The organism is Bacillus sp. FSL R9-9410 (assembly GCF_038050385.1).
Classification (GTDB): domain Bacteria; phylum Bacillota; class Bacilli; order Bacillales; family Bacillaceae_G; genus Bacillus_A; species Bacillus_A cereus_U.
Map to the genome: position 1 here is coordinate 924733 of NZ_JBBOTV010000001.1, position 17718 is coordinate 942450.

Below are 17718 nucleotides of genomic sequence, written 5' to 3' on the forward strand. Positions count from 1 at the left end.
ATTTTACTTTCACAAAAGTAAGAATACAACTATATTTTCATTCTTGATTTTATTTTGATTGCCATTGTATCCCCTTCGCTCTTATAATAGAGAAGGATTAAAAAGACATTAGGAGTTGGACATGTTGAAAAAACGACAAGATTTACGAAATATAGCAATTATTGCCCACGTTGACCATGGTAAAACAACACTTGTTGACCAGTTATTACGTCAAGCGGGGACGTTCCGTGCGAATGAACATATTGAAGAACGCGCAATGGACTCAAATGATCTAGAAAGAGAACGTGGTATTACAATTTTAGCGAAGAATACTGCGATTCACTATGAAGATAAAAGAATTAACATTTTAGATACACCTGGTCACGCTGACTTCGGTGGAGAAGTAGAACGTATCATGAAAATGGTTGATGGTGTTCTACTTGTAGTTGATGCATATGAAGGTTGTATGCCACAAACACGATTTGTTTTAAAGAAAGCTCTTGAGCAAAACTTAACTCCAATCGTTGTTGTAAACAAAATTGACCGTGACTTCGCTCGCCCTGATGAAGTAGTTGATGAAGTAGTCGACTTATTCATCGAACTTGGTGCAAACGAAGATCAATTAGAGTTCCCAGTTGTATTTGCATCAGCAATGAACGGAACAGCAAGCTTAGATTCAAATCCAGCAAATCAAGAAGAGAATATGAAATCATTGTTTGATACAATCATTGAACATATTCCAGCACCAATTGATAACAGCGAAGAGCCACTTCAATTCCAAGTAGCACTTCTTGATTACAATGACTATGTTGGTCGTATTGGGGTTGGACGCATATTCCGCGGTACAATGAAAGTAGGACAACAAGTTGCATTAATGAAAGTTGACGGAAGTGTAAAACAATTCCGTGTAACTAAATTATTTGGTTACATTGGATTAAAACGTCAAGAAATTGAAGAAGCAAAAGCTGGAGATTTAGTAGCTGTTTCAGGTATGGAAGACATTAACGTAGGTGAAACGGTATGTCCGGTTGAGCATGAAGAGGCTTTACCATTATTACGTATTGATGAGCCAACACTACAAATGACATTCCTTGTAAATAACAGCCCATTTGCAGGTCGTGAAGGTAAATTCATTACTTCTCGTAAAATTGAAGAGCGTCTTCGTTCACAATTAGAGACAGATGTAAGTTTACGTGTAGATAATACAGATTCTCCTGATGCATGGATCGTATCTGGACGCGGAGAGTTACATTTATCTATCTTAATTGAAAACATGCGTCGTGAAGGTTATGAACTACAAGTATCTAAGCCAGAAGTAATTATTAAAGATGTTGATGGCGTAAGATCTGAGCCTGTAGAGCGCGTACAAATCGATGTGCCTGAAGAATACACTGGTTCTATTATGGAATCAATGGGTGCACGTAAAGGTGAAATGTTAGATATGGTGAATAACGGAAATGGTCAAGTTCGCCTTACTTTCATGGTTCCGGCACGTGGTTTAATTGGTTACACAACAGAATTCCTAACATTAACTCGTGGTTACGGTATTTTAAACCATACATTTGATTGCTACCAACCAGTACATGCTGGACAAGTGGGTGGACGTCGCCAAGGTGTTCTAGTTTCACTTGACGCAGGAAAAGCATCACAATATGGTATTATGCAAGTTGAAGATCGCGGTGTAATCTTCGTTGAACCAGGTACAGAAGTATATGCTGGTATGATCGTTGGAGAACATACACGTGAGAATGATTTAACAGTTAACGTTGTAAAAATGAAACAACAAACTAACATTCGTTCTGCGACGAAGGATCAAACTTCATCAATGAAAAAACCACGCTTAATGACTTTAGAAGAGTCATTAGAGTACTTAAACGATGACGAGTTCTGTGAAGTAACTCCAGAATCAATTCGTCTACGTAAAAAGATTCTTGATAAGAGTGAGCGCGAAAGAGCTGCTAAGAAAAAGAAATCTGTTGAAGCATAAAATAATAGAACAGCTACCTTTTATAAAGGTAGCTGTTTTTTTGTTTTATGTTTATTTTTTTAGAATATTTACTCTTTTTTGTGGACAGTATTTTTTTTGCGAGTTACTCTTGTATTAAGTACATAAAGAGAATTTGTTTCATGAGAAGAGGTGAAAGATAGTGTTAGAAAGAATGTCATTTTTCGCGAAACTTTGCAAAGTTGATGAAAATCCAGAGTTAGGGATGTGGTTGCTTTATGGAACAATAATTTTATTAAGTGCACTTGTATATAATTTAGGATTTGCAAGGAAGCTATCGGTACTAAAAAATATAGTGATATATACATCTTTAGCAATTGGATGCACAGTATTAACTTTTTTTGCGGTTTTTTTACCCGTTGGAGAGGGGCTCGTTGTAGCGGCAATTGTACTTGGAATTTATAGACTGCGTTTACGTCAAGCTAAACAACAAAAAACAGGGTGAAAAAAGGAGGGGATTTCATGCGCTCAGTACAAGATGCACTATATAATTGGTTAACAATTAAAACGGTTGCGGAAGCACGTCCAGATGATAGCGCTGCACAAGAAACGTATGTATTATTTCAAAATATGATATATGAAGAGCATAAATTACGAAATGTAGAAGTTGAAAAGAACGAGGAAATGTATTTGATTACATATGAAATTGATGGAGAAATAAGGTATGCAAGATTTCCGGTAGAAGCCATTGATTGTTTTTTGGATCAGATGAATCGTGACCCAGAAAAATACAAATAAGTCCTTATCTATATGATTAAGGACTTATTTCCGGTTTACCAATCGTCTTCTACTTTTTTATCACGATATAATCGGAATTTACCACTCGCATGGCGTTCCATAGTACGCTCTGCAATTCGTTCCGTACATTCCATGCACATATATGTATGAATAGGGCGATTACGCAGTCTTTTTGCCATAGGATTTTCGTCATCTAACATATCTTTTTTATCACAAATCATACATTTGACTCTCATTTCGTCACCTCAATACGAATTCTATCAGTATAAGTATATCATGGAAGTATAATGTTTTTGAATAATAGCGGGAAAAAATAATATTTTCGCAATTCGAAAAATAGGTTATGATAAGGATATATAAAGAATATTTGGAGGTGGAAATATGGCGAATGTAGTTGAGCCTACATTAACAGGTGACTTAGTACAATCTTTGCGTAAAGAGTGTATCGTTATGATAGCAACAACAGATTTCGAAAAACAAATCCCTAACGTAAGTGCTATTTCTTGGGTATATGCAGTGAGTGAAACTAGTATTCGATTTGCGGTAGATCAACGCTCACGTATTGTGGGAAATATACGGCATAGTGCAGGGGTTGTATTGACTATAATGGCGAATGAATCCGTATTTTCCATAAGTGGTGAAAGTAAAATTTTAACAGATAGAATGGAAGGGATTCCTCTAAAATTAACGGTAGTAGAAGTGAATGTACAAGAAGTTCGTGATGTTATGTTTTATGGTGCGAAACTTGCTACTGAACCAACATATGAAAAAACATATGATCTTCGAGCTGCTAAAAAGCTTGATAATCAAGTATTAGTAGGAATGAAAGAATTATAAAGAAGATGAATAGGAACATCGTTCATAAACTTTTACAAGTGAGTATTGTGATTTAATGTGAAAAATTATAATAAAAAGTAATATATTGAATAGAAATGAATAAAAAATAAAGAAAAGGTTTAATTTCTATGAATTTCGATTCTACCTCGTTTTTACGGTACATATAATTATAACAATGGTTCGTCCATATTTTATGGATGAAACCCTTGTTCTACAAATTTAAAAGTGGAGTCAGGGGGTAACAGGTTGGATAAAATTTATGTGTTAGATACGAATGTACTTTTGCAGGATCCTTTATCTATTTTTTCATTTGCAACAAATGAAGTAGTGATTCCAGCAGTTGTATTAGAAGAGGTTGATTCGAAAAAACGTTATATGGATGAAGTAGGACGAAATGCTCGCTATGTATCTAAGTTAATCGACAAATTTCGCGAAATAGGAAAGCTGCATGAAAGTATTCCGTTAGAAAACGGCGGTACATTTCGTATTGAATTAAATCATCGCTCATTTGTTCAACTGCAAGATATTTTTGTAGAAAAAACAAATGATAATCGAATTTTAGCGGTAGCGAAAAACCTCTCTTTAGAAGAACAAGAAAAAGAGGACGGGAAATCAGTTATTTTAGTAAGTAAAGATGTACTCGTAAGGGTAAAAGCTGATGCAATCGGATTGCAGGCCGAAGATTATTTAAGTGACCGAGTAATCGAAGTGGAAAATATATATTCAGGATTTTTAGAAGGGTATATATCAAAAGAACAGTTAGATTATTTTTATGAAAAAGGTGAACTACCTTTATCTGAAATCGCAAATCATCCTTTTTATCCAAATCAGTTTGTTGTAATGAAAGATGCACTAGGGGGTTCTAGTTCTGCACTTGGGATTGTGGATCATTTAGGTAAGAAGGTGAAAAAACTTATTTTTCACAATGAGCAAGTGTGGGGGATACGCCCACGAAACGTGCAGCAAATTATGGGATTAGAATTGCTACTTCGGGAAGATATTCCACTTGTAACGTTAACAGGGAAAGCCGGTACAGGAAAAACGTTACTTGCATTAGCTGCGGGACTAATGCAAACGGAAGATTTAGGGTTATATAAAAAACTACTTGTCGCGAGACCAATTGTACCGGTAGGAAAAGATATAGGCTATTTACCAGGAGAGAAAGAGGAAAAATTAAGACCGTGGATGCAGCCGATTTTTGATAATCTAGAGTATTTATTCAATACGAAAAAGCCTGGGGAGCTAGATGCTATTTTAGCTGGAATGGGTTCGATTGAAGTAGAAGCGCTTACCTATATACGCGGGAGAAGTATTCCAGACCAGTTTATTATTATTGACGAGGCACAAAATTTAACGAAGCATGAAGTGAAGACGATATTAACAAGGGTAGGCGAAAAAAGTAAGATTGTATTAATGGGGGATCCTCAGCAAATTGATCACCCGTATTTAGATGAATATAATAATGGTTTAACATACGTTGTAGAGAAGTTTAAAGAACAACGTATTAGTGGTCATGTAAAGTTTGTTAAAGGAGAGCGTTCTAATTTAGCACAACTAGCAGCGGATTTATTATAAAAAGGAGTGAGCCTAAGCTCACTCCTTTTTTTCCTTTTAATTATACAATTTAAATGATTGTAAATTTACGGATGTTACGAATCGGATTTTGTCTATTAGATCCATCATGGAAATATAGATGAACAGGTCCGTCTTCTCGTAATGGTTTACCCTCTTTTGAAAAACCGAGAATAGCTTTATGCGCTGTTTCTAACGGAAGTGTAATTGTATTGTCTGTGGTTTCAATTTCGACATGAGTAGCATCTTCTAAAATTTCAGTATTTTTTAGAAATGGATGAAGTGGTATGCCAAATGTCCCGTTAATAAGCTGTTCTTTTTTATATTTCTTTACACTTTGTTGTATTGGCGGGAAGGCAGCACCATCACGGATTTCGCGATCCCAATGCTCTGAAGTATGTTTTAAGTATGTTTCTAATTCGGATGAGTCTTCTCTAGTTTCATCAAAGTAAGTTGTCAAATCTATTTTTCGATCATCGAAAATCCATACAGTTGGATCGATAGTGATTGGAAAACGAACTTTTCCATTAATAAATAAAATTTCGCTCATTGTTGTTCCCCCATTTGTGTTATACTCCCACTTTTCAGTATAATAGTATTAGGCACTGTTGTCACAAAAAATGTTTCTATTGCAATTTATTAAAACTATCGCTAATATTAATAGATATGAGAGAGTAGGACGGAAACGGAGGGAATCAATTTGGCGTCTGAGACAGTATCAAATCATCAGGAAAAGGCACTAGCCCTTCTACAAGCGGATGCAGAGAAGATTTTAAGACTTATTAAGGTACAAATGGACAATCTTACAATGCCGCAATGTCCATTATATGAAGAAGTTTTAGACACACAAATGTTTGGACTATCCCGCGAGGTCGATTTTGCGGTTCGCCTTGGTCTTATTGGAGAAGAACAAGGGAAAGCAATGTTAGGAGAGCTCGAACGTGAGTTGTCTGCACTTCATGAAGCATTTACAAACAAACAACAATAACGGGTTCAAATAAGGGGGCTCAAACTGAAATAGTTTGGGCTTTTTATTTGTATAATAAAGAAGGAAGAACCTATATACATATGGAATACAACAATAATTAAATTGAAACAGAAAGAGGAAATGAAATGAAAAAAGTATGGAAATCGATGGATTATTCATTATTACTTCCTCTTGTTATCTTATGTGTTTTGGGAGTTATAATGGTATATAGTTCAAGTTCCATTGTTGCAATTTCGAGGTTTGATAAGCCAGCAAATTTCTTTTTTAAAAGACAATTACTTACTTTAGCTGCTGGGACAATGGTATTAATAATTATTGCTATTATCCCATATAAAGTGTGGAGAAAACGAATTTTTTTGTTGGGGAGTTATGGTGCTAGTGTTGCCTTATTAGCGGCAGCGGCATTTTTTACTAAGAAAGTAAACGGTGCAAATGGATGGATATTTGGAATACAGCCTGCGGAATTTGTAAAGATAACAGTTATTCTCGTATTGGCTCATTTTTTTGCGAAAAGGCAAGAAACGAATACGTCCGTTTTCAAAGGATCGGGACCGGTGCTTTTGGGTGTTGGTTTAATTATGTTTTTAATTTTAAAGCAAAATGACTTAGGTACCGATATGTTAATTGCGGGAACAGTAGGAATTATGTTTCTTTGTTCGGGAGTGCGGATTAATTTATGGATTAAACGAATTGTTTTAACTTCTATAGTGTGGATTCCGGCACTATATATTCTCGGTAATTATGCATTAGATCCATATCAAAAGGCACGTTTTTCAGTTTTTCTTGATCCATTTAACGATCCTCAAAATGATGGATTCCAATTAATAAATTCTTTTATTGGAATTGCTTCAGGAGGGCTAAATGGTCGAGGGTTAGGGAACAGTGTGCAAAAATATGGATACTTACCAGAACCGCAAACAGATTTTATTATGGCAATTATATCTGAAGAGCTTGGATTTATAGGCGTAGCTGTCATTTTAATCTGTTTATTACTTATTATTATTCGGGCATTTAGAGTTGCACAAAAGTGTAACGATCCATTTGGAAGTTTAATAGCCATCGGAATTGCAAGTTTGTTTGGAGTTCAAACTTTTATTAATGTCGGTGGTATGTCTGGGTTAATACCGCTTACAGGGGTACCGTTACCGTTTGTTAGTTACGGTGGGAGTTCCTTATTAGCTAATTTACTTGCAATGGGCATATTATTAAATATTGCTAGTCAAGTAAAACGACAAGAGAAGCAACAAAATGAAATGACTAAAGAAATAGAACAAGGTGGACCACATCTTGTAGTTGTAAAATAAAAACACATTGTGCTGTAGAGCGCAATGTGTTTTTTGATTTAAAGAAAATCCGAATGTGATATATCATTTTGGTTTTTTATTTTAAAAATATATCACATTTAAGTTAATGTGATATACAATTAAGTTGTTTGAAAAGGAAGAGGTATGCTATACTATTTTTGTGAAACAAATTGATCAGAAAACTTATCATTTGTTGAAAAATAAGGTATGATGGATAAAAATAAAGTGAAGCTTTCTAAGTATAATATAATGTAGAAAGTGAAGAACTTCACGCTCTTTAGAGTGTGTATGTATTTTATCTCTAGAGTGGTAAGAAAATAGAGGGGGAAAATCATGACAAAGCTGCAACGTATTCAAAAAGTATTGGTAGCTAACCGTGGAGAGATAGCAATTCGTGTGTTCCGAGCATGTTCAGAACTTGGATTAAACACAGTTGCGATCTATTCTAAAGAGGATAGCGGTTCTTATCATCGCTATAAAGCCGATGAGTCCTATTTAGTTGGGGAAGGGAAAAAGCCAATTGATGCTTATCTAGATATTGAAGGCATTATTGAGATTGCGAAAAGTAATCATGTAGATGCAATCCACCCTGGATATGGTTTCTTGTCAGAAAATATTCAATTTGCAAAACGTTGTGAAGAAGAAGGGATTATCTTTATCGGTCCAAAAAGTAAGCATTTAGACATGTTTGGAGATAAAGTTAAAGCAAGAGCACAAGCGCAGCTAGCACAAATTCCAATTATTCCTGGTAGTGATGGTCCAGTAGATTCAATAGAAGAAGTTAAAGAATTTGCTGAAAAGTATGATTACCCGATTATTATTAAAGCATCCCTTGGTGGCGGCGGTCGCGGTATGCGTATTGTACGTGCTAGTGAAGAATTAAGAGAATCGTATAATCGCGCGAAATCAGAAGCAAAAGCAGCCTTTGGTAATGATGAAGTGTACGTTGAAAAATTCGTTGAAAAACCTAAACATATAGAAGTACAAATTTTAGCAGATGAAGAAGGTAATGTTGTACATTTATATGAGCGTGATTGCTCTGTACAACGACGCCATCAAAAAGTAGTTGAAATTGCACCGAGCGTGTCGCTTTCAGATGATTTGCGTCAGCGTATTTGTGATGCTGCAGTAAAGTTAACGAAAAATGTAAATTATTTAAATGCTGGAACAGTTGAATTCCTAGTGAAAGATGATGAATTTTACTTTATTGAAGTAAACCCACGTGTTCAAGTAGAGCATACAATTACAGAAATGATTACAGGAATCGATATTGTTCAATCACAAATTTTAATTGCAGATGGACATGCTTTACATAGCAAGATGGTAAGTGTACCGAAACAAGAAGAGATTATTGTGCATGGTTATGCAATTCAATCTCGTGTAACGACAGAAGACCCACTTAATAACTTTATGCCTGATACAGGGAAGATTATGGCGTATCGATCAGGCGGTGGTTTTGGTGTGCGTCTTGACACAGGTAATAGTTTCCAAGGTGCAGTTATTACACCGTACTACGACTCTTTACTTGTAAAAGTTACAACTTGGGCGCTTACTTTCGAACAAGCTGCTGCAAAAATGGAACGTAACTTAAAAGAATTCCGTATTCGTGGTATTAAAACAAATATTCCATTCTTAGAGAATGTAGTAAAACATAGAAACTTCTTATCAGGAGAATATGATACTTCATTTATTGACGCGTCACCTGAATTATTCCTGTTCCCAAAACGTAAAGACCGTGGAACGAAAATGTTAAATTATATTGGTACAGTAACAGTAAACGGCTTCCCAGGAGTAGGGAAACAAGAGAAGCCAATTTTCTCAGATGCTCGTATACCAAGTGTGAAACATTCAGAAACGATTCAAAACGGAACGAAACAAATTTTAGATGAACGTGGAGCAGATGGATTAGTAAAGTGGGTTCAAGATCAAAAACGTGTACTTTTAACGGATACAACATTCCGTGATGGGCATCAATCTTTACTTGCAACACGTATTCGTACAAAAGATTTACATCAAATTGCAGAACCGACAGCGAGAATGTTACCAAACTTATTCTCAGCGGAAATGTGGGGCGGTGCAACGTTTGATGTTGCGTATCGCTTCTTAAAAGAAGATCCGTGGGAACGATTACTAGATCTTCGTGAAAAAATGCCGAATGTTTTATTCCAAATGTTACTTCGTTCTTCAAACGCAGTTGGATACAAAAACTATCCAGATAATTTAATTCAAAAATTTGTAGAATGTTCCGCGCAAGCTGGAATTGATGTGTTCCGTATTTTTGATAGCTTAAACTGGGTAGAAGGTATGAGAGTTGCAATTGATGCTGTACGAGATACTGGTAAAATTGCAGAAGCAACAATGTGTTACACAGGAGACATTCATGATCCGTTACGCAGTAAATATGATTTAAATTATTATAAAAATTTAGCAAAAGAGTTGGAAGCATCAGGAGCTCATATTTTAGGAATTAAAGATATGGCGGGCTTATTAAAGCCAAACGCAGCATATGATTTAGTTTCAGCACTAAAAGAGACGGTGTCGATTCCAATTCACCTACATACACATGATACGAGCGGAAATGGTATTTTAACGTATACGAAGGCAATTGAAGCAGGCGTTGATATTGTCGATGTAGCGGTGAGTTCTATGGCTGGTCAAACGTCACAACCGAGTGCGAATACACTATACTATGCGTTAGGTGGAAACGAAAGACAACCAGATGTTAATATAGACTCATTAGAAAAACTATCTCATTATTGGGAAGATGTACGTAAATATTATGCACCATTTGAAAGTGGTATGAACGCTCCTCACACAGAGGTATATATGCACGAAATGCCAGGTGGACAATATAGTAATCTTCAACAACAAGCGAAGGCGGTTGGTTTAGGAGATCGCTTTGATGAAGTTAAAGTGATGTACCGTCGTGTTAATGATATGTTTGGAGATATTGTAAAAGTAACACCATCATCTAAAGTTGTCGGTGATATGGCATTATTTATGGTTCAAAACCATCTGACAGAACAAGATATTTTAGAGCGTGGAGATTCTATGGACTTCCCAGGATCTGTTGTTGAAATGTTCTCTGGAGATTTAGGTCAACCATATGGTGGTTTCCCGAAAGAATTACAAAATATTATTTTAAAAGGGAAAGAGCCGTTGACAGTAAGACCAGGTGAATTATTAGAGCCAGTAGATTTTGACGCTTTAAAAGAAGAGTTATTCCACAAACTTGGACGCGAAGTAACAATTTTTGATGTAGTCGCATATGCATTGTATCCAAAAGTGTTTATGGACTACGAAAAAGTTGTTGGGCTTTATGGAAATGTATCTGTGCTTGATACACCTACTTTCTTCTATGGAATGAGACTTGGTGAAGAAATTGATGTAGAAATCGAACAAGGTAAAACATTGATGGTTAAACTAGTTTCCATTGGAGAACCGCAGCCAGATGGAAATCGTGTGCTTTACTTGGAATTTAATGGACAACCGCGTGAAATCGTAGTGAAAGATGAAAGCGTGAAATCAACTGTTGCACAGCGTGTGAAGGGGAATCGTGAAAATCCAAATCATATTAGCGCAACGATGCCGGGAACTGCTATTAAAGTAGTTGTAAAAGAAGGCGATGAAGTGAAAAAAGGTGATTCCATGGCAATTACAGAAGCGATGAAAATGGAAACGACGGTTCAAGCGCCATTCAGTGGTAAAGTGAAAAAAGTATATGTAAATGATGGGGATGCAATTCAAACGGGAGATTTACTCATTGAATTAGATCATTAAAATAAAGAAAAAGAGCTGTACGAAAGCAGCTCTTTTTTGTGTGTAAATAATACCTTGCCGAATTGGCAAGGTATTAAAGGTTTACTTTATTTTGTTTTGCTTAGAAGTTGATTCAGTTTCTTTTGCGTTGACTGTACTTCTTGTACCTATCATAACTAAATAGCATAGTACAGCAAACAGGCAAGAAATGAAGAGTGAATGTAATAATGCCATTGCTAAACTAGCATTTGTAAATACGACTAAAATCCCTACTATAGCTTGAAGTGTAACAAGGATAAATGAAATAATCCATCCCCAGTATACTACACGCTGCTGCTTGTAATGACGAATAGCTATAAACATTGCGTATAGTATCCAAACGAATATTAACATAGCTGCAACTCTATGCCCCATTTGGACCCACTCATGTAGTTGAGTTGGCATAGGTCTATTTTTACTGCATAAAGGGAAGTCTGGACAGGCTAAGGTAGCTCGTTCGTGACGTACTAAAGCTCCTGTGTAGACAACGATATAACTGTAAATTGTTACACCATAAATATGAAATTTCATTTTTTTGTCCATAATAAGTGAACGTGCATCAAATTTCTGATCAATTTCAAAAATAAGACACGTTAACAAGATGACAGAAGCAAATGAAATTAAGGAAATACCGAAATGAATAGCTAATACAGCAGGCATTTGCCCCCAAACAACCGCCGCCGCCCCCATTAATGCTTGTGCAACTAAAAATACGAAGGATAAAATTGCTAACGTCTTTGTTTCGCGCACATGTTTATAATATTTCCAGGACAAGATACAAAGAAGAGTAACAAGGATTCCTGCTGATCCAGATGTTAAGCGGTGACTTAGCTCAATAATAGTTTCCATTGATAAATTAGATGGAACAAATTCACCGTTACAAAGAGGCCATGATTTGCCGCATCCTTGGCCTGAACCCGTTTTTGTAACTAAAGCGCCTCCTAGTAAAACTACTAATAAATCGAGACTTGTAATGACTGCTAACCATTTAATAAAGCGTTGCAATCTCTTTCACCATCTTTCTGCTATGAAGTTATTGCGAAATATTTTCATTCCATTATGTATAGAATAAAACGTGCTACAGTCCTATGATATATAAAAAATAATAAAATAGCAAAGAAATGGAGGGCGAGGACAACGTACGTAGTATAAAGAAAAAAACGGAATTTTAAATACATATTTTAGGAGAAATTCAGGCTGTTTTGAAAAGAAATGGGGAGAATACATGCTAAATATGACAAAATAGTTTATTATAGAAGATAACATCATGTTATGATAAGGATAAATTAGAATGAAGTTTTTTAATGTTCGACACAAAAAGTTCATGTTTTCTTCACAAAATGTTCGGGAAATGTGATTTAATATATTGGAGTATGGGCGTAGATTAGTAGTAGAATGGGTTAACAATATTTCTACTGTAATAATATTGCTGTATAGAAGCGAAATATTTCACATGAAATATGTGCTTAGAAAGATGATAGGTTTAAGAGGGGGTTAAAGTGATGAACCATGCAACAAGTGAGCTGCATGATGAGTCAGCTGTTTCAAGTGTACCGGAAACAACTCGGTTACAAGATTTATCAGCGCTCGTTAAAATGGGAATTGTAAACTCAAATACACTTACTGTATTTACAGGATTTTGGTTGGCTTTACATTTTAATGGATTGAGTGTTATGGACAATCTAGATAAGCTATTTTTCACAATCGTTGGTTCTGCATTAATTATGGCTGGGGTATGTTGTTTAAATAACTACATTGACCGAGATATCGATCCATTAATGGAAAGAACAAAAAACCGTCCAACGGTAACAGGTAAATATAAACCTGGCTTTGCACTTGCATTTGGACTTGTAATTTTACTTCTTGGCTTTGCATTTTTATTACTTACTACACCGATGGCAGTGTTAATCTCATTTATTGGTGCCTTCACATATGTTGTTTTATATACGTTATGGACGAAGAGAAAATATACGTTAAATACTGTTGTAGGTAGTATATCAGGTGCAGTTCCACCTTTAATTGGATGGGCGGCAATTGATCCGTCTTTAAATCATCCAATTGCTTGGATGTTATTTTTAATTATGTTTATTTGGCAAATCCCACATTTCCTCGCATTAGCGATGAAGCGTGTTGATGAATATCGAAATGCAGGAATCCCAATGCTTCCTGTTGTACAGGGATTTGATATTACGAAACGTCAGATTATGATTTGGACAGTATGTTTATTACCACTACCATTTTATATGAGTGGGCTTGGAATAACATTCATGGTAATTGCAACATTGCTTAACATCGGATGGATCGCATTAGGGTTTTATGGCTTCCGTAAGCAAGATGACATCAAATGGTCCGTAAAAATGTTTGTTTATTCCCTGAATTACTTAACAATCTTATTTGTGTCAATGATTGTAGTTACATTCTTCTAAGACAACGACATAATTGGATTTCTTTACGTTGAGATTTACTTTACTTAACTATAAAGTACAATCTAATTCACAAAGAAAGTGGGGGTTGTTTGTATGAAGAAACAGTGGCGACTGCTTTCGTTCGTTTCACTGCTGGCTTTACTGTTAGGGGGATGCGGTAAAGCTTTTCAGTCTACTTTAATTCCGCAAGGGGAAGTAGCAAAAATGCAATATGATTTGCTCTTGCTAGCGAGTGCAATCATGGTAGGAGTAGTACTTGTAGTTACTATTATTTTCTTATATGTAATTGTGCGTTTCCGACAAAAAAAGGGTGAGGAAGATTATATTCCAGAGCAAGTTGAAGGAAATCACAAACTAGAAATTATATGGACAGTTATTCCGATTATTCTTTTGTTAATCTTGGCTGTTCCGACTGTTACATATACATTCAAGCTTGCGGATGTAAGTGCGATGGAGAAAAAGAATATTGATAAAGATACTATCGTTGTTGATGTAACAGCGAATCTTTATTGGTGGGAATTTTCTTACAAATCAGAAAAAATAGTAACTTCTCAAGATTTAGTTATCCCCACAGGTAAGAAAGTGTATTTGAATTTGAAGGGTGCCGATATTAAACATTCGTTTTGGGTTCCATCTTTAGCTGGGAAAATGGATACAAATACAGATAATGTAAACAAAATGTGGTTAAAGGCAGATAAATCGGGCACTTATAATGGTTTTTGCACAGAATTTTGTGGCCCCTCACATTCTTTAATGCAGTTCAAAGTGAAAGCTCTGGATGAAAGCGAGTACAAAAAGTGGCTCGCTGACATGAAGAAGATTGATGGGAAAAAAGAAGTAGCTTCTACAAAGGCGCAAGAAGGTCAAGAAATATTTAATAAAAGCTGCATTGGTTGTCATGCAGTTGGATCAAATGATAGTAGACCACCTTCTGCTCGTATCGCACCGAGCTTAGCAAACTTTGCAGATCGCGATATGGTTGCTGGTATTGCCGAAAATAATGAAGAGAACTTAAAAAAATGGCTCAAAGATCCTGAAAATATGAAACCAGGTAATAAAATGACTGGTAAATATGGCAACTTAACGGATGATCAAATTAATGCATTAAATGCATATTTACAAACGTTAAAGATTGAAAAGTAAAGAGGGATCATTTGCGAAGGGGAGGTTGAAAACGTGAGTTCTGTAGCAAAAAAACAGGGGATGGGTGCTGTCATATGGGATTATTTAACGACAGTAGACCATAAAAAGATTGCCATTCTCTATTTAATTGCAGGTGGATTGTTTTTTGTAATAGGTGGAATAGAAGCACTATTTATTCGCCTGCAGTTAGCGATTCCTAACAATGCTTTTCTTGTTGGGGATGCTTATAATCAAGTATTAACGATGCACGGTACAACAATGATTTTCCTCGCAGCTATGCCACTCGTGTTTGCATTTATGAACGCCGCTGTACCACTTCAAATTGGAGCACGTGATGTGGCGTTCCCGTTTTTGAATTCGCTCGGATTTTGGTTATTTTTCTTTGGTGGATTATTTTTAAATTTAAGTTGGTTTTTAGGAGGAGCGCCTGATGCAGGGTGGACATCGTATGCATCTTTAGCTTTAGCCTCTAAAGGACATGGTGTTGATTTTTATGTACTCGGCTTGCAAATATCAGGTATTGGTACATTAATTGGAGGTATTAACTTCCTTGTTACAATTATTAATATGCGCGCGCCAGGGATGACTTACATGCGTATGCCGATGTTTACATGGACAACATTTGTAACATCTTCACTTATTTTATTTGCATTTCCACCATTAACTGTAGGATTAGGACTTTTAATGTTAGATCGTTTATTTGGCACAAGTTTCTTTAATCCGGCACTAGGTGGGAACACGATTATATGGGAGCATTTATTCTGGATCTTCGGTCATCCGGAAGTATACATTCTTATACTCCCAGCTTTCGGAATATTCTCAGAAATCTTCGCCACATTTTCGAAAAAACGATTATTCGGTTATTCCTCGATGGTGTTCGCGACAGTATTAATAGGGTTTTTAGGATTTATGGTATGGGCGCATCATATGTTTACTGTTGGTCTTGGGCCTGTTGCAAATGCTATCTTCTCGGTTGCAACAATGGCAATTGCAGTTCCGACGGGGATTAAAATATTTAACTGGCTCTTTACAATGTGGGGTGGAAGTATTCGGTTTACAACACCAATGATGTGGGCGGTAGCTTTTATTCCATCCTTCGTTATGGGTGGAGTTACAGGAGTTATGCTTGCTTCTGCACCAGCTGATTATCAGTTTCATGATAATTATTTCGTAGTAGCACACTTTCATTATGTAATTGTTGGTGGTGTTGTATTTGGTTTACTTGCAGGTGCGCATTATTATTGGCCACTTATGTTTAATAAAGTATTAAATGAAACGTTAGGAAAGATAACATTTTGGTTATTCTTTATTGGTTTCCATTTAACGTTCTTTATTCAGCATTTCCTGGGTCTAATCGGTATGCCGCGTCGTTACTACACATATCTAGAGGGGCAAGGATTGGAAATGGGGAATATGATTAGTTCTATTGGAGCGGTGTTTATGGCTCTTGGAACGATTGTTCTTTTATTCAATGTAATAAAAACAACGGTATCAAAAGAGAAGGCTGGTCGTGATCCGTGGGATGCGCGTACGTTAGAGTGGACAATGCCAGCACCTACACCGGAATATAATTTCAAACAGTTACCATTTGTTCGTGGATTAGATCCGTTTTGGATTGAAAAACGTGAGGGTAATAAAGAGATGACAGCAGCGGAACCGGTCGGTGATATTCATATGCCAAATTCTTCATTTTCACCGTTTATTATTTCTCTAGGTCTATTTATAGCTGCTTTTGGTGCGATGTATATGCAGGGTGGCAAAGATAAATTTTGGTTATTAGTAGCGATTATCGGTTTAATCATTACGTTTGGTACAATGTTCCTTCGTTCAGTAATTGATGATCATGGATATCATATTCATAAGGAAGATTTAGATGATAAGGGGGGCAAGGCGTAATGCATGTAGATGAGAAATTAACGAATGAAACATTTCCAGCAGAGCCTGAAAAAGCAACCCTTGAGGGAAAAAATAAGTTTGTTGGTTTTTGGTTATTTCTTGGAGGCGAAACAGTGTTATTCGCTTCCTTATTTGGCACATATTTAGCATTAAAGAACTCTACAAATGGTGGACCAACATCTCAAGAGATGTTTCAAATGCCGCTCGTTTTCATTATGACGATGCTTTTGTTAACAAGTAGTTTAACGAGTGTATACGCAATGTATCATATGAAAAATTTTAACTTTAAGAAAATGCAACTTTGGTTACTTGTAACAGTGTTGCTTGGGTTAGGATTTTTGGGGTTTGAAATATATGAGTTTTATCATTATACGCATGAATTTAAGCATACTATGAGAAGTAGTGCATTTGGTTCTGCATTTTATGCTCTTGTTGGTACACACGGGCTCCACGTGTTGTTTGGATTATGTTGGATTTTAACATTAATCTTTAGAAACGCGAAGAGAGGTTTAAATTTATACAACGCACCAAAGTTTTATGTTGCATCAATTTATTGGCACTTTATTGACGTAGTTTGGGTGTTTATTTTCACTGTAGTATATTTGATGGGAATGGTGGGATAAACAATGGCGGTTAAGCAAACGAATAATCCTAAGGTGGATCTTGTTTATCGGAAGAGAAAAAATGCAGAGGAAATGAAGCACCAAGTTGTTACATTTTCACTAATGATTTTTTTAACATTAGTTGCATTTGCAGCGGTGGCATATCCGAAAACATTTAGCCCGATTTTTTCGGTTCCATTTATATTATTGTTAGCAGTCATTCAAGTTATATTTCAGTTATATTATTTCATGCATATGAGTCATAAAGGGCATGAAGCGGCGAGTTTCTTCTTGTACTCTGGATTGTTAATTGGTTTATTAACAATATTAGCCTTTATGACAATTGTGTGGATTTAAACAGTGATAGTAGGGGGCTCTGATTTATCATAGCCCTCTTTTTATATGAAATATAAGGATTTTGAAAAGGTAG

General features: G+C 36.0%; 16 protein-coding genes. 13 read left to right on the forward strand and 3 right to left on the reverse strand.

Annotated features, from left to right (window positions below; all coding sequences use genetic code 11):
- Positions 1-121 precede the first annotated feature (121 nt).
- The 3 genes from typA (at position 122) to MKX77_RS05170 (ending at position 2722) form a co-directional block, all read left to right on the forward strand.
- A complete protein-coding gene (typA, locus tag MKX77_RS05160) occupies positions 122-1966 on the forward strand; it encodes a translational GTPase TypA (protein WP_215554015.1) in 1845 nt (614 codons plus the stop codon).
- A 160-nt stretch (positions 1967-2126) separates the two neighbouring features.
- A complete protein-coding gene (locus tag MKX77_RS05165; protein WP_002066917.1) occupies positions 2127-2429 on the forward strand; it encodes a YlaH-like family protein in 303 nt (100 codons plus the stop codon).
- 17 nt (positions 2430-2446) lie between these two features.
- Positions 2447-2722: a hypothetical protein gene (locus MKX77_RS05170; protein ID WP_215554014.1), complete on the forward strand. Its 276-nt coding sequence runs from the start codon at positions 2447-2449 to the stop codon at positions 2720-2722.
- A gap of 35 nt (positions 2723-2757) precedes the next feature.
- Here MKX77_RS05170 and MKX77_RS05175 read toward each other — a convergent pair whose 3' ends face one another.
- The gene (locus tag MKX77_RS05175) at positions 2758-2958 is read right to left on the reverse strand and encodes a YlaI family protein (RefSeq protein ID WP_341305978.1); all 201 of its coding nucleotides are present in this window, start codon (positions 2956-2958) and stop codon (positions 2758-2760) included.
- A 145-nt stretch (positions 2959-3103) separates the two neighbouring features.
- On the opposite strand from MKX77_RS05175, the gene MKX77_RS05180 reads away from it, so the two are divergent.
- Together MKX77_RS05180 and MKX77_RS05185 are read left to right on the forward strand one after the other, a co-directional pair.
- Positions 3104-3559, forward strand: a complete 456-nt coding sequence (locus MKX77_RS05180; RefSeq protein WP_002033724.1) for a pyridoxamine 5'-phosphate oxidase family protein — start codon at positions 3104-3106, stop codon at positions 3557-3559.
- Positions 3560-3805: 246 nt separating this feature from the next.
- Positions 3806-5134, forward strand: a complete 1329-nt coding sequence (locus MKX77_RS05185) for a PhoH family protein (RefSeq protein ID WP_016106042.1) — start codon at positions 3806-3808, stop codon at positions 5132-5134.
- 49 nt (positions 5135-5183) lie between these two features.
- Here MKX77_RS05185 and MKX77_RS05190 read toward each other — a convergent pair whose 3' ends face one another.
- Positions 5184-5681 carry a peptidyl-prolyl cis-trans isomerase gene (locus tag MKX77_RS05190; protein ID WP_341305979.1) on the reverse strand — a complete coding sequence of 166 codons (498 nt, stop codon included), beginning with the start codon at positions 5679-5681 and terminating at the stop codon, positions 5184-5186.
- Positions 5682-5831: 150 nt separating this feature from the next.
- On the opposite strand from MKX77_RS05190, the gene MKX77_RS05195 reads away from it, so the two are divergent.
- The 3 genes from MKX77_RS05195 to pyc all read left to right on the forward strand — a co-directional run bounded on the left by MKX77_RS05195 (position 5832) and on the right by pyc (position 11203).
- Positions 5832-6119, forward strand: coding sequence for a YlaN family protein (locus tag MKX77_RS05195; protein WP_002088314.1), 288 nt, complete (start codon positions 5832-5834; stop codon positions 6117-6119).
- A gap of 125 nt (positions 6120-6244) precedes the next feature.
- On the forward strand, positions 6245-7423 hold the full coding sequence (locus MKX77_RS05200) for an FtsW/RodA/SpoVE family cell cycle protein (protein WP_341305980.1): 1179 nt from the start codon (positions 6245-6247) through the stop codon (positions 7421-7423).
- A 333-nt stretch (positions 7424-7756) separates the two neighbouring features.
- The gene (pyc, locus tag MKX77_RS05205) at positions 7757-11203 is read left to right on the forward strand and encodes a pyruvate carboxylase (RefSeq protein WP_215554011.1); all 3447 of its coding nucleotides are present in this window, start codon (positions 7757-7759) and stop codon (positions 11201-11203) included.
- An 81-nt stretch (positions 11204-11284) separates the two neighbouring features.
- On the opposite strand, the gene ctaA is transcribed toward pyc, so the two are convergent.
- Positions 11285-12226, reverse strand: a complete 942-nt coding sequence (gene ctaA / locus MKX77_RS05210) for a heme A synthase (protein ID WP_215554010.1) — start codon at positions 12224-12226, stop codon at positions 11285-11287.
- Positions 12227-12723: 497 nt separating this feature from the next.
- Between ctaA and ctaB the strand changes: the two genes are divergently transcribed.
- From ctaB to ctaF, 5 genes are all read left to right on the forward strand, one after another.
- Positions 12724-13647 (forward strand): protoheme IX farnesyltransferase, encoded by a 924-nt coding sequence (ctaB, locus tag MKX77_RS05215; protein WP_002111479.1) that lies wholly within the window; start codon positions 12724-12726, stop codon positions 13645-13647.
- A 93-nt stretch (positions 13648-13740) separates the two neighbouring features.
- Complete coding sequence (coxB, locus tag MKX77_RS05220) at positions 13741-14790, forward strand: cytochrome c oxidase subunit II (RefSeq protein WP_341305981.1); 1050 nt, start codon at positions 13741-13743, stop codon at positions 14788-14790.
- A 60-nt stretch (positions 14791-14850) separates the two neighbouring features.
- The gene (gene ctaD, locus MKX77_RS05225) at positions 14851-16686 is read left to right on the forward strand and encodes a cytochrome c oxidase subunit I (protein ID WP_171903074.1); all 1836 of its coding nucleotides are present in this window, start codon (positions 14851-14853) and stop codon (positions 16684-16686) included.
- Positions 16686-17309 (forward strand): cytochrome c oxidase subunit III, encoded by a 624-nt coding sequence (ctaE, locus tag MKX77_RS05230; RefSeq protein ID WP_000557861.1) that lies wholly within the window; start codon positions 16686-16688, stop codon positions 17307-17309. The genes ctaD and ctaE overlap by 1 nt, the downstream gene beginning before the upstream one ends.
- Positions 17310-17312: 3 nt before the next feature.
- Positions 17313-17645 (forward strand): cytochrome c oxidase subunit IVB, encoded by a 333-nt coding sequence (ctaF, locus tag MKX77_RS05235; protein ID WP_341305982.1) that lies wholly within the window; start codon positions 17313-17315, stop codon positions 17643-17645.
- Positions 17646-17718: the final 73 nt, after the last annotated feature.

Bases quoted from the DNA above. Each gene is read 5' to 3' on its own strand.
- MKX77_RS05170 (WP_215554014.1), top strand. From the start codon at position 2,447: ATGCGCTCAGTACAAGATGCACTATATAATTGGTTAACAATTAAAACG.
- ctaF (WP_341305982.1), top strand. From the start codon at position 17,313: ATGGCGGTTAAGCAAACGAATAATCCTAAGGTGGATCTTGTTTATCGG.
- ctaE (WP_000557861.1), top strand. From the start codon at position 16,686: ATGCATGTAGATGAGAAATTAACGAATGAAACATTTCCAGCAGAGCCT.
- MKX77_RS05175 (WP_341305978.1), bottom strand. From the start codon at position 2,958: ATGAGAGTCAAATGTATGATTTGTGATAAAAAAGATATGTTAGATGAC.
- pyc (WP_215554011.1), top strand. From the start codon at position 7,757: ATGACAAAGCTGCAACGTATTCAAAAAGTATTGGTAGCTAACCGTGGA.
- coxB (WP_341305981.1), top strand. From the start codon at position 13,741: ATGAAGAAACAGTGGCGACTGCTTTCGTTCGTTTCACTGCTGGCTTTA.
- ctaB (WP_002111479.1), top strand. From the start codon at position 12,724: ATGAACCATGCAACAAGTGAGCTGCATGATGAGTCAGCTGTTTCAAGT.
- MKX77_RS05190 (WP_341305979.1), bottom strand. From the start codon at position 5,681: ATGAGCGAAATTTTATTTATTAATGGAAAAGTTCGTTTTCCAATCACT.
- MKX77_RS05180 (WP_002033724.1), top strand. From the start codon at position 3,104: ATGGCGAATGTAGTTGAGCCTACATTAACAGGTGACTTAGTACAATCT.
- typA (WP_215554015.1), top strand. From the start codon at position 122: ATGTTGAAAAAACGACAAGATTTACGAAATATAGCAATTATTGCCCAC.
- ctaD (WP_171903074.1), top strand. From the start codon at position 14,851: ATGGGTGCTGTCATATGGGATTATTTAACGACAGTAGACCATAAAAAG.
- MKX77_RS05200 (WP_341305980.1), top strand. From the start codon at position 6,245: ATGAAAAAAGTATGGAAATCGATGGATTATTCATTATTACTTCCTCTT.